This window comes from Mesorhizobium sp. M0633, assembly GCF_040320645.1.
Classification (GTDB): domain Bacteria; phylum Pseudomonadota; class Alphaproteobacteria; order Rhizobiales; family Rhizobiaceae; genus Mesorhizobium.
The window spans coordinates 98,658-110,754 of record NZ_JAMYQC010000015.1; the positions used below are offsets into that span (position 1 = coordinate 98,658).

General features: G+C 63.5%; 12 protein-coding genes. 8 read left to right on the top strand and 4 right to left on the bottom strand.

Annotated features, from left to right (window positions below; all coding sequences use genetic code 11):
- Window positions 1–12: 12 nt before the first annotated feature.
- Window positions 13–624 (bottom strand): LOG family protein, encoded by a 612-nt coding sequence (locus NKI47_RS17750; protein WP_023677735.1) that lies wholly within the window; start codon window positions 622–624, stop codon window positions 13–15.
- A 114-nt stretch (window positions 625–738) separates the two neighbouring features.
- Here NKI47_RS17750 and NKI47_RS17755 point away from each other — a divergent pair, with 114 nt between their 5' ends.
- The 4 genes from NKI47_RS17755 (at window position 739) to NKI47_RS17770 (ending at window position 5,023) form a co-directional block, all read left to right on the top strand.
- Window positions 739–2,244: a LysM peptidoglycan-binding domain-containing protein gene (locus NKI47_RS17755; protein WP_352592063.1), complete on the top strand. Its 1,506-nt coding sequence runs from the start codon at window positions 739–741 to the stop codon at window positions 2,242–2,244.
- 60 nt (window positions 2,245–2,304) lie between these two features.
- Window positions 2,305–2,679 carry an ArsR/SmtB family transcription factor gene (locus NKI47_RS17760; RefSeq protein ID WP_023677733.1) on the top strand — a complete coding sequence of 125 codons (375 nt, stop codon included), beginning with the start codon at window positions 2,305–2,307 and terminating at the stop codon, window positions 2,677–2,679.
- A gap of 20 nt (window positions 2,680–2,699) precedes the next feature.
- Window positions 2,700–4,586, top strand: coding sequence for an ABCB family ABC transporter ATP-binding protein/permease (locus NKI47_RS17765; protein WP_023677732.1), 1,887 nt, complete (start codon window positions 2,700–2,702; stop codon window positions 4,584–4,586).
- Between the two features lie 89 nt (window positions 4,587–4,675).
- Complete coding sequence (locus NKI47_RS17770; protein ID WP_352592108.1) at window positions 4,676–5,023, top strand: antibiotic biosynthesis monooxygenase; 348 nt, start codon at window positions 4,676–4,678, stop codon at window positions 5,021–5,023.
- Between the two features lie 5 nt (window positions 5,024–5,028).
- Here NKI47_RS17770 and NKI47_RS17775 read toward each other — a convergent pair whose 3' ends face one another.
- A complete protein-coding gene (locus NKI47_RS17775; RefSeq protein ID WP_352592066.1) occupies window positions 5,029–5,895 on the bottom strand; it encodes an SMP-30/gluconolactonase/LRE family protein in 867 nt (288 codons plus the stop codon).
- 264 nt (window positions 5,896–6,159) lie between these two features.
- Here NKI47_RS17775 and NKI47_RS17780 point away from each other — a divergent pair, with 264 nt between their 5' ends.
- The 3 genes from NKI47_RS17780 (at window position 6,160) to NKI47_RS17790 (ending at window position 8,188) form a co-directional block, all read left to right on the top strand.
- On the top strand, window positions 6,160–6,858 hold the full coding sequence (locus NKI47_RS17780) for a phosphatidylserine decarboxylase (RefSeq protein ID WP_023677729.1): 699 nt from the start codon (window positions 6,160–6,162) through the stop codon (window positions 6,856–6,858).
- A 3-nt stretch (window positions 6,859–6,861) separates the two neighbouring features.
- The gene (locus NKI47_RS17785) at window positions 6,862–7,677 is read left to right on the top strand and encodes a CDP-alcohol phosphatidyltransferase family protein (protein WP_023677728.1); all 816 of its coding nucleotides are present in this window, start codon (window positions 6,862–6,864) and stop codon (window positions 7,675–7,677) included.
- Window positions 7,678–7,924: 247 nt separating this feature from the next.
- Window positions 7,925–8,188: a hypothetical protein gene (locus NKI47_RS17790; protein WP_352592069.1), complete on the top strand. Its 264-nt coding sequence runs from the start codon at window positions 7,925–7,927 to the stop codon at window positions 8,186–8,188.
- A 121-nt stretch (window positions 8,189–8,309) separates the two neighbouring features.
- Here NKI47_RS17790 and NKI47_RS17795 read toward each other — a convergent pair whose 3' ends face one another.
- Together NKI47_RS17795 and NKI47_RS17800 are read right to left on the bottom strand one after the other, a co-directional pair.
- Window positions 8,310–10,532, bottom strand: a complete 2,223-nt coding sequence (locus NKI47_RS17795; RefSeq protein ID WP_352592072.1) for an AMP-binding protein — start codon at window positions 10,530–10,532, stop codon at window positions 8,310–8,312.
- 141 nt (window positions 10,533–10,673) lie between these two features.
- Complete coding sequence (locus NKI47_RS17800; protein ID WP_023677725.1) at window positions 10,674–11,081, bottom strand: tautomerase family protein; 408 nt, start codon at window positions 11,079–11,081, stop codon at window positions 10,674–10,676.
- A gap of 114 nt (window positions 11,082–11,195) precedes the next feature.
- Between NKI47_RS17800 and NKI47_RS17805 the strand changes: the two genes are divergently transcribed.
- Window positions 11,196–12,050 (top strand): LysR substrate-binding domain-containing protein, encoded by an 855-nt coding sequence (locus NKI47_RS17805; RefSeq protein WP_352592075.1) that lies wholly within the window; start codon window positions 11,196–11,198, stop codon window positions 12,048–12,050.
- The last annotated feature ends 47 nt before the right edge of the window (window positions 12,051–12,097 follow it).

Consider the following 12,097-nt stretch of genomic DNA (forward strand, 5'->3'; position numbering starts at 1 on the left):
TCACCATTCACTCTACATCTTATCAATCACCGACTGCACGCCCTCCGTCGGTGCATCGACGGAGGATCCTGCCACCATGATAGCGGCGACGATTGCTTCCGGATCCTCGACCACCAGCGGCTTGACCCGTTGCGCCGTGTGGATGAAGCCCTCCGTTGCCATGTGGTCGAGTAACGCCAGCATCGGATCCCAGAACCCGCCGACGTTGCCGAAGACGATCGGCTTGCGGTGATGGCCGAGCTGTGCCCAAGTCATGATCTCGACGATCTCCTCGACGGTGCCGATGCCGCCGGGCAACGCCACAAAGGCGTCAGATTTCTCGAACATCCTGTGCTTGCGCTGGTGCATGTTGTCGGTGATGACGAGCTCGTCGAGCCGGTTAAGCGCGGTTTCGGTCGCCTCCCGGTTGATCAGAAAACGTGGAATTATGCCGGTTACCTTGCCACCGGCCTTTAATGCCCCTTCAGCGACGGCACCCATGATCCCTTTAGTGCCGCCGCCATAAATCAGACGCAGGCCGGACTTGGCGATCGAGCGGCCAAGCAGGTGTCCGGCCTTGATATAGGTCTCATCTCGGCCCGGGGACGAGCCGCAATAGACGCAGACAGATCGAATCGTGTTCATGTTATGATTGGTGATAGGGACTATTGGCATGGTCAAGCCCTGGGGCGGGCTTTTTCTTGTCGGCTTTGGTAAAACAGGCTAGACCGAAATTAGGTGGCTAAGGGGCAGGGAAACATGGCAATTAATCCATTGAAGGCGTTTTTGTTCGCGGCTGGCGGCTCTGTCGCCGCGGCGGGAACCGCCTATGTATCGGGCGCGCTCGACCCGTATCTCAATTCTACCCGGCCTGCGGAGGTCGCGGCGCTGACGCCGCCGGCTTCGAAACCGGCCGCTCCGGCGACCGAGGGCCGGCTGCCGCCTGCGCCCGCCGCGTCCACCGATGCGGCAGCGCCCGCCGCGCCGGCCGCAGCAGGTGCAATCGTGCCGACCTTCGACATCGTGCGTGTCGAAAGCAACGGCTCGATCGTCGTCGCCGGCAATGCGGCGCCCAACGCCAAGGTCGAGATTCTCAACGGTTCGGCTGTGCTCGGCTCGACGGTCGCCGGTCCCGACGGCGCCTTTGCCATTATTCTCGACGATCCGCTGAAGCCCGGCGACTACACGATCACACTGCGCTCGACGGCTGGCAATGTCGTGACCGCCTCGGCGCAGACCGCCGTCGTTTCGATCCCCCAGAATTCCACCGGCCAAGTGCTGGCAATGGTCGAGGAGCCGGGCAAGCCGTCCGAACTGCTCACTGTTCCGGCCCCTCAGGCGAAATCTGACGCCTCGCCGCCTGTCGGCGAACAGGCGGCCGTTCAGCCACCCGCCACCGGCACCGAATTGCCGGCTGCCGCAGCGCCGGCGCCAGCCGCCCCGGCGGCTGATGTTCCAGCAGCGCCTGCTCCTGCCGCGCCGGCCGCTGTTGAAGCCGCGCCGGCTCCGGCAGCACCCGCCACACCGGCAGCGCCCGCTACTCCCGCGGTGGAGCCGAAGATCGTCGTCGAAGCTGTCGAAATCGACGGCAACAAGATTTTCGTTGCCGGCCTCGCCGATCCCGGCCGCAAGGTGCGTGCCTATGCCAACGATATCCTGCTCGGTGACGCGAAGACCTCGCCCGACCGCCACTTCCTGGTCGAAGCGACACGCGACATCCCGGTCGGCACCTACACCATCCACGTCGATGCGCTCGACGCCGACGGCGTGACGGTGGTGGCCCGTGCGGCTGTGCCGTTCGAGCGCGAGCCTGGTGAGGCGGTTGCGGCCGTGGCGCCGGCCGAGCAGAAGCCTGCCGGGGTAAAACAAGCCGAGCCGAATGCTCCGGCGACCGAAGCCGCACCGGCAACGGCCGCCGAAACGCCCGCAACTGCCCCCACTCCTACAACCGAGGCCCCGGCCGAAATGGCTGTCGCAACGCCTCCGGGCGAAACTCCCGAGACCGTGGCGCCAAAGCTCGAACATGCCGATGGCGCAGTCATCATCCGCCGCCATGACACGCTGTGGCGGATTTCGCGGCGGGTCTATGGCCAGGGCATGCGCTACTCGACCATCTATCTCGCCAACCAGGACCAGATCAGCAATCCGAACCGCATCTGGCCGGGGCAGGTGTTCAAGGTGCCGGAGAAATCGAAGGAAGGCGAGCCCGCCGATCTCAAGGCACTGGGCGACCAGATGACGACGGCGCCAGTCAAGACCGAGTAGCCGTTCTGCCCATCAGGATAGCTTGCGGCAGGGCCAGTCATCGTTTATCGCCGATGGACGATGACCGAATCCCCCCTCGTAACGGACCGAAGCCGCGCGGCAGATGAACGCGCGCCGGCCAACTGCACGCCGGCCAACTGCACGCCGGATAGCCGCGCTGTCGCTGTCCGGCTCGCGGCCCTTTCGCATCCAGCGCGGATCGAAATTCTCAAACACCTTTCCGCAAGCCGTTCCTGCTGCTGTCGCGAGGTCGTCGAGCATCTCGACCTGGCGCAGTCCACCGTTTCCCAGCATTTGAAGATCCTGGTCGAGGCCGGGCTGATCCGCTTCGAGCCTGACCGCCAGCGCTCGCGCTATGAACTCGACCGCGCCGCGCTCGCCGATGTTTCGGCATCGCTGGCCGCGCTGGTCGATTCCTGCTGCTCCGGCCGCTAAAATCATAAAGGTAAACAAGAATGGCCGAGAAAACCGTTTCCGCAGATTCCGGCTCGACCTTCAGAACGTTGCGCAATCTCTGGCCCTATATGTGGCCGGCCGACCGCGCCGACCTGAGGGCGCGCGTGGTGTGGGCAACCGTACTGCTGGTTGTCGCCAAGCTGACCCTGGTGGCCGGACCCTATTTCTTCAAATGGGCGACCGACGCACTGGCCGGCGATAGCAAATCGCCGCCGCCGCTGCCGGCCCTGCTGCTGGCGCCGGTCATGCTGGTCGTCGCCTACAATGCCGTGCGGCTGGTGCAGCTCGGCTTCAACCAGTTGCGCGACGCCCTGTTTGCACGGGTCGGCCAGCATGCGGTGCGCCGGCTCGCCTTCCGCACCTTCGTGCACATGCACGAACTGTCGCTGCGCTTCCACCTCGAACGGCGCACCGGCGGACTGTCGCGCGTCATCGAGCGCGGCACCAAGGGCATCGAGACGATCGTCCGCTTCACCATGCTGGCGACGGCGCCGACAATCGTCGAATTCGCGCTCACCGCCGGCATCTTCGCCGTCACCTATGGCTGGCTATACGTCTTGGTGATCGCGGTCACGGTCTGGCTCTATGTCTGGTTCACCGTCAGGGCGAGCGATTGGCGTATTTCGATCCGCCGTGAGATGAACGAAAGCGACAATGAAGCCAGCACGAAGGCGATCGACTCGCTGCTCAACTACGAAACAGTCAAATATTTCAATAACGAAGCCATGGAGGCCGAGCGGTTCGACCGGTCCACGGCGCGCTACGAGTTGGCGGCGACCAGGACCTGGACCTCGCTTGGCTGGCTGAACTTCGGCCAGGGTGTGATCTTCGGTATCGGCATGACCGTCGTCATGGTGATGTCGGCGCTCGAGGTGAAGGCGGGCACACAAAGCGTCGGCGATTTCGTCTTCGTCAACGCCATGCTCATGCAGCTTTCGGTGCCGCTGAATTTCATCGGCATGATCTACCGCGAAATTCGCCAGGGCCTGACCGACATCGAAAACATGTTCGATCTGCTCGACGTCAAGCGTGAGATCGTCGATCGGCCGGGCGCCAAGCCGCTGGTCGTCGATGCCGGCAGGGTCGAGTTCCGCGACGTACATTTTTCCTACGACCCCAACCGCAAGATCCTGAAGGGCATCAGCTTCGAGGTGCCAGCCGGCAAGACGGTGGCCATCGTCGGCCCCTCCGGAGCCGGCAAGTCGACCATTTCGCGGCTTTTGTTTCGCTTCTACGACATCCAGCGCGGCAAGATTCTGATCGACGGCCAGGACATTCGCGACGTGACGCAGGAGAGCTTGCGCGCTGCCATCGGCATGGTGCCGCAGGACACGGTGCTGTTTAACGACACCATCGCCTACAACATCCGCTACGGCCGCGTCGGCGCCAGCGAGGAGGATGTGCGCAAGGCGGCAGAACTGGCCCAGATCGGACCATTCATCGAGCGGCTGCCCGACGGCTATCGCTCAATGGTCGGCGAGCGCGGATTGAAACTGTCCGGCGGCGAGAAGCAGCGGGTGGCGATTGCCCGCACCATTTTGAAGGCACCGCCGATCCTGATGCTCGACGAGGCGACCTCGGCGCTGGACAGCCACACCGAGCAGGAGATCCAGGCGGCACTCGACCTGGTCAGCCAGGGCCGCACCACCCTCGTCATCGCCCATCGGCTGTCCACAGTGATTTCGGCCGACGAGATCATCGTCCTGCAGGATGGCCAGATCGCCGAGCGCGGCACCCATGTCGCCTTGATAGCCAAGCGCGGCCTTTATGCATCGATGTGGGACCGCCAGCGCGAGGCAAGCGAGGCCGAGGAGCGGCTGCGCATTGCCCGCGAAAGCGACGAGTTCGGCGTCGTCGTCCGCCGCCGCACCTCGGAGGTGAGCTGAAAATTCGTGCTTGACCTCAACTTAAGTTGAGATCGTAGGCCGTTTTGGATCGCAGCAAGATGCGTCGTTCAAAAACGGAGACAATCGATATGAATGGGATAAATCAGGCAGTTAGTGGCGGCAGTGTATTCCGGGTGGACAAGTTTGTCGTTCCGGCCAACGCCCGCGAGGAGATTCTTGCCAAGGTCCGGATGACGCATGAATTGCTGCGCCAGCAGCAAGGGTTCGTCCAGGATTTCCTGCTTGAACAATTCTCGGGGCCGGGCGAGTTCGACCTCGTGACCATTGTCGAATGGGAAGGGCAGGCCGCCGTCGACAAGGTCGTGCCGATCATCAAGGCCGCGCATGAGCGCAGCGGCTTCAATCCTCAGGAGACCATCGCGCGACTTGGCGTCAAGGCCGATATTGCCAACTATCAGCGGATTCCCGGGATGTAAGCTCTCTACGGCCAGCCGGCGCCCGGCGTGGTAGCCTCGATCCTGAGCACCTGGCCGGTACGGGCATCGCTGATCATATGTTCGAAGCCGCGCCATTCGGCGGCCACGATGAACAGAGTTTTTCCCTCGCTGCCGCCGAGCATGCAGGCAAAGCAGCCGCGGTCGACATCGACACTTTCGAGCATCGCGCCGCCCTCGCGCACCCGCACGCAATGCCGGTTCGGAACGTCGGCATACCAGGCCGCACCTTCGGCATCGAGGCAGATGCCATCGGGAAAACCGTTGCCGAGATTGGCCCAGACCCTGCGGTTGGAAAGGCCACCATCGGCAGCGATGTCGAAGGCGGTCAGCCGGTTGGCGTGGGACTCGGCAACGATAAGCGTCTTGTTGTCAGGCGTCACCGCCATGCCATTGGCGAAGGCGAGGTTCTCAGCCACCTGCTGAACCGAGCCGTCAGGCGCGACCAGCACGATGGCGCCGGGGCCGAAATGCTGGCCGGGACCCGGAGCAGGCCCACCACCATTGACATAGATGTTGCCGCGTCCATCGACGACGATCTCGTTCCACGGGCTCTTCGACAGGTGTCTCAGATCGGCATGGGTGACCAGCCTCCCGTCTGCCTCCTGCCTGAGGACCAGCCCCTCGCAGCCGGAGACGACAAGCAGGCGCCCGTCCGGCAGCCAGTCAATGGAATAGGGCAGGGTGGCCGGCACGGTGAGCGCGATCTCGCTGTTGCCTAGGGCGTCAACGGCGATGATCTGGCCTGTGCCCCAGTTGCAGAACCACAGCCGGCCATCGTGCCAGCGCGGTGACTCGCCGAAGGCCAAGCCGTTCATCACCACTTGCACTTGCCTAGCTGCTGATTTCTGCATGGGCCGAGAACCTCCGGGTTTGCGCAAATCGTCATGGCCGAAAGGCCGATGAGAGGCGCTGTCTTGCCAAGGACGGGCGAGAGTGCTGCGTTCCGACAATCGCAATGAACATTTCCGGTTGATCACTTCGGCAGTCCGGATTCTGCTAACGGCATCCTGAAACGGCGGCGACCGCCACCCCCCGAGCGCTCTCATTGTCGCGTTGCGACCGCGGGGTGTTTCCGCTATTGAGGCCGGACTTGGAACCAAGGTTGCCCTCATCCCATGAGCCTCGTTGACACGATCAAGAATGCGTTCGTTCCGATCCATCGCGAGGGTTATCCCTTTATCGCTGCGTTCGGCGCGGCGACGCTCTTTCTTGGCTACTTCTCCTCGACCCTGTTCTGGATCGGTCTCATCCTGACGGCCTGGTGCGCCTATTTCTTCCGCGATCCCGAGCGTGTCACGCCGATCGATGACCGGCTGGTTGTCAGCCCGGCCGACGGCATCGTCTCGGCGGTTGGCCCGGCCGTGCCGCCGCGCGAGCTTGGCCTCGGCGGCGGTGAAATGACCCGCATCTCGGTGTTCATGAACGTCTTTTCCTGCCACGTGAACCGCTCCCCGGTGCGCGGCCGCATTTCCAGGATCGAGCATCGGCCAGGAAAATTCCTCAACGCCGAACTCGACAAGGCAAGCACCGAGAACGAGCGCAACGGGCTGGTCATCGAAAGCCCCAATGGAACGGTCGCCGCGGTACAGATTGCCGGCTTGGTGGCGCGGCGCATCGTCTGCTGGGCCGAGCCCGGCGGCGCCATCGGCACCGGCGAGCGCTTCGGGCTGATCCGCTTTGGCTCGCGCGTCGATGTATTCCTGCCCTCGACCGCGACGCCGCGTGTCGCCGTCGGCCAGACCGCAGTTGGCGGTGAGACGGTGCTGGCGGAATTCGGCGGCGTTGCCGCAACGCCGCTCGTGCGGATCTCCTGACCGGTGGCCCCGCCGTTCAAGAAATTCGAGGCGCATGGCGGCGGTGGCCCGCGCATTCGCGAAATCCCGATGCGCATGGTGCTGCCCAATTTGGTCACGGTGCTCGCCATCTGCGCCGGCCTGTCAGGTATTCGCTTCGGCTTCGAGGGCCGCTTCGAGCCAGCGGTGGTAATGGTGCTGCTCGCGGCCTTCCTCGATGGTATCGACGGCCGTCTGGCGCGAATGCTGAAGGCGACTTCCAAATTCGGCGCCCAGATGGATTCGCTGGCCGATATCGTCAATTTCGGCGTGGCACCGGCGCTGGTGCTCTATGCCTTTCTGCTCGACAGGGCAGGTTCGCCGGGCTGGATCGCCGCGCTGCTGTTCACCATCGCCTGTGGGATGAGGCTTGCCCGTTTCAACGTGCTCGACGAAGAGCTCGACCGTCCGCAGTGGCAGACCGAATATTTCGTCGGCGTGCCGGCGCCGGCGGGTGCGGTGCTGGTGATGCTGCCGCTCTATCTGTTCTTCCTCAGGCTTGGGCTTGAACCCAGCCGCCTGGCAGCCTTCATTGCCACCGGCTTTACAATATTGGTGGCGTTCCTGCTGGTCAGCAGACTGCCCGTCTATTCCGGCAAGAGCGTCAGGATACCGGGCGACAGGGTGCTGCCGATCATCCTCGCAGTCGTCCTCTACGTCCTGCTTTTGATGACCTATCCCTGGTATACGCTGACGGCCTCGGTTGCCGGCTATCTGGTCTTCTTGCCGTTCAGCGTGCGCGCCTATTCGAGACGCGCCAAGCGCGAAGGCGAGAAGGTGCCGTCCTCGGATATTGGTTGACAGATTTGGTGCCAGTTCGCGTTGCGCCTGGCAGTGCATGATTCCGAAAAGGGTCGTCCGTTTAGACTCAGGACCGGCTCACACAGCGCGCCGCTGTGGAATGCACCTCAAAAACCCCGTTTTCGGAACTTGCTGGGCGGCTAGACCGTTTGTGTTTGGTAGGTCCGTCTGAGCGGCTGCTCGTGGTACGTCGTCTACGTCGCGCAAGCTGCCGCATCGGGCGCAGAACCATCGGAAACGAGGAGAAATGGCTGTCATCCTCATCGGCGTGTTACTGACTGTCGCCGGCCTCGTCTATATGGCGGTAGCAGCCATCATGCGCGGGCGGCTTAGTGAACCGACCGCTGTCTCCACCGCGCCGGACAGTCCGACGCCCAATCTCGCAACACCAGGTCCAACCCTGGAGCCGCGGCGGCGCGGGCTCCGTTTTCTCGGCCTGTCGCAGAACTGGCCGGGCCTGCTGATGATGGCCGTCGGCGCCATTCTGCTGTTGTCGGTGGTGGTCTTCTAATGCATTCGCGCAAAAGTGTGCAGCGGTTTTGCGATAACGGCATGCATAAAAGCAAGAATCTAAAGCGTGTCGCACAAGGCCGGTCGAACGCGACGCGCTTTAGAGTTCTCGACAGCAAACCTCAGGCGGCTGCGCTCAGTCCCAGCCTCTCGAGTGCCAGCTTTCTAGTCGAGACATAGTCGGTCTTGCCGGAGCCCAGTACAGGGATCTCCTCGACCTTGACGATGTCGTTCGGCACCATCAGTTCGGCCGCGCCGGCTTTTTTGCCGAATTCGCGCAATTCGTGGGGATCGGCATTGTCGGCGGTGGTGACCAGAACGAGGCGCTCGCCGCGCCGCTTGTCCGGCACCGCTACCACGGCGTGATGCTCTTCCGGCCACAGCGACTGCACCAACATCTCGACCGCACCAAGCGATACCATCTCGCCGGCTATCTTCGCGAAGCGCTTGGCGCGGCCGCGAATGGTGATGAAGCCTTCGCGATCGACCGAAACGATATCGCCGGTGTCGTGCCAGCCTTCGAGCGGCTGCAACTCGCCAGGCCGGTCGCCGCTCATGTAGCCCATCATCAGGTTCGGCCCGTCGAGCCACAGCCGGCCGGCGTCGCTGATGCCTTCGACTGGTTCGAGTTTCATGCGCATGGCCGGCAGCAGCCGCCCGACCGTTCCATCGCGGCCGTGGATGGCGGTGTTGACGGCAACCACTGGTGCGGCCTCGGTCAAGCCAAAACCTTCGATGATCTCGGCCTGGAAGCGCTCGCGGTAAACCCGGCGCGTCTCCGGCTTCACCGCCTCGGCACCGGCCACGACGAAGCGCAGGCTGGAAAAATCGCCGTCCTTGGCGGTGCGGGCATAGTTGGCGAGGAACGTGTCGGTGCCGAACATCACCGTCGGCCGGACCTTGCGCGCCACCTCCGGAATAAGTTTGTAGTGGAGCGGTGACGGGTAGAGGAACAGCTTTACTCCGGTGACCAGCGGCAGGATGGTGCCGCCGGTCAGCCCGAACGAGTGGAACACCGGCAGCACGTTGAGCAGGATATCGGCCGGCGAGATGGTGATGCGAGCTTCCGCCTGCATCGTATTGGCAAGAAGGTTCCGGTGCGACAGCACCACGGCCTTGGGCGTGCCTTCCGAGCCGGAGGTGAACAGGATCACCGCCGGCTTGGCTGCATCCTGGCGCTGCAACGGCCAGCGCCACAGCAAGCCGGCTGCGGCCTTGTCCAGCACGGTCACGCTTGCGCGGACATCCTCCAGCCACAGCAGTTTCGCCCCGCCCTTTTCCACCGCCTCGACGATGTCGGCGAGGTTGGCCTTTTCGACAAAGGCGCGTGAGGAGACCACGGTTCGGATCATCGCCGTGCGGACGGCGGCGGTGACGCTGGCCGGGCCGGCAGTATAGTTGATCATTGCTGCCACCCGCGCAGCCGACAAAAGTCCGACGAACGACAGCACGACGCCATTGGCGTTGGGCAGGAGCAGCCCAACCGCTTCGCCCGGCGCTGTTATTGCCTCGAACCGTCGGCCCAAAACCCTGGCGCCGATGAACACTTTCCGGTAGCTCAGGGCACCGCCAATGACGTCCTCGATTATTGGGTGCGAAGCGCCAACACGGTCGGCCGCATCGCGCATGGCGAGGAACAGCCCTCGGTCGAGATCACTGCCGAAAAGCCTGGCCTCGGCGAAGCGATCAAACAGCGCATTGGTGTTGGAGGCCTGATCTGGGTTCCGCGCCACCAGCTCGGCGATGGTCATCGGCTCCAGCGCGCTGATCGACAGCTGCGGAAACCAATGGCGCGGCGCCTTGTCCGCCGGCGTCAGCGAGGCCGGCAGGCTGCGTGCGCCGGCAACGAAGACCGGCACGATACGGGCGTCGGCCTGCATGGCGATACGGGTGATGGCGCGAAACAACCGAAACGACTTGACGTCTGGCTCGACCGCATCCGGCAGGTAAACGGCGAGCCGGCCCTTGCCCTTCAGCACCCGCACCAATCTGCGGCTGACGAAGACATGCTCGGCGTTGAAGGCGATGGTGCGGCCGAGCTCGCGCCACGGCTCCAGCCACGGCGATCTGGCCGAAGCCTGGTCGAGGATGTGCAGCGTGTCCTCCGGCAGCAGCGACAGCATCAGCGCCGGCTCGATGCGTGACTGATGCCAGATGACATAGATGACCGGGGCCACCGACCTGCGCGCAATCTTGATGCGCTCGTCGCTGATCCGGTAGGCGAGCTTGAACGGCACGTAGAGCAGCGCCTGGCTCAAACGCAGGCCGAGGCGGAACTTCTCCACCACGCCGATCAGCAGCCAGGCCGCGACAAGACCCGCAAGCAGCGCCAGTGTCAGGATCATCGCCGCATCTCCCAACGATCTCACGTCACGGCTCTTCAGTGGCCGCTTCGGGTGAGAACCTAGCCGAAGTTGGATCAACGTCAATGCGGCTCCATTTTTCCTTCTCTTCTATGTTTGATTCGGCTCGGCTGCCTATCGCAGCTACGCCGCTTTCATCCTTCCGCTGATGAACCGGAATTCCTGCGTCTTGCCGCCAAAGCCATAGGCGGCTGCAGGCACTTCATGCACGAGGGCGTAGCTTTCCTCATGCACCTTACCCAGCAGCCGGCCGAATGCCGCGAAAATTGCCTGCAGATACGCCTCCAGTTCGAGCTTGGTGTTGGTGCCGTCGACAACCTTGATGTCGAGCCAGGCCGTGTTGGTGCCATGCTCGGCCAGCGACTTGCCGCCGGCGAACCAGTGCTCGGGGTCGTGATAGGAAATGGCAACAGCTGTGATCGTCGCGTCCTTGCGCAGATGCGTGGCCGTCAGTTCGGTCACTTCCTTGGCAATGGCGGCGGACAAAGCGGCATCGGGCTTGCCGGTAACGCTGACATTGATGATCGGCATATTTCTTCTCCTCGGTTTCAAGCGGCGCCTCTTCGCCGTCGAGAAAATCATGCCATCGTCCTTTGATCAAAAAAATCGAATTGTTTTTGATAAACACGTTGATAGTGTCGAATTATGCAGATGTTCGATCCCGACCTCCTCAAGACTTTCCTCGCTTTCGTCGACGGCGGTTCCCTGGCGCGGGCCGCGTCGATCGTCGGTCGCTCGCCGTCCGCAGTGACCGCGCAGATGCAACGGCTGGAGGATGTTGTCGGCGAACCGCTGCTGGTGCCGCAGGGGCGAGGGCGCGGCCTGACGCCGGCAGGCGAGGATCTGATCGTTCACGCGCGTCGCATCCTTGCCGCGCACCGCGAGGCGTGGCTGGCCCTCAAAGGCGCGCACGCCGACGGGCGCGTCGCCATCGGCACCACGCAGGATTTCGCCGACAGCGGCTTGCCGCAGCTTCTCAGGGCTTTTGCTATCAGCCATCCGCGCGTCAGGATCGAACTGCGCGTCGGCCGTTCCGCCGAACTGGCGCAGGCTTTGCAGGCCGGCATCCTTGATCTGGCCATTGCCATGCGGCAGGTGCCGACACGGGACGAAGTCGGTGTGCTCAAGGAGCCAATGATCTGGCTTTGCTCACAGAACGGGCTGGCCACCCGCCACGACGAACTGCCCTTGGCGCTGCTCGATCCCCATTGCGGGTTTCGCGAAGCGGCGACCAGTGCACTCGATGCGGCCAGCCGTCGCTACCGCATTGCTGCCGGCAGTGCCAGCCTCGCCGGCCTGCGCACGGCGGTGCACGCCGGCATCGCCTTGACGTTGAGGACGGCGCGCTTCGCGCATTCCGGCATCGTCGAGGCGCCGCGCGATCTTGATCTGCCGCCGGTGCCGGTCGCCGAATTCGCCGTCCGCTTGCGTGAGGATGCCGACCGGCCGGCGCAGGATCTGGCAGCGTTGTTCAGCGGCAACCTGGCCTTGGCCAATTGAGCCAGCAAAGAAAAAGCCGACCTTGCGGTCGGCTTCTAAGTAGGACG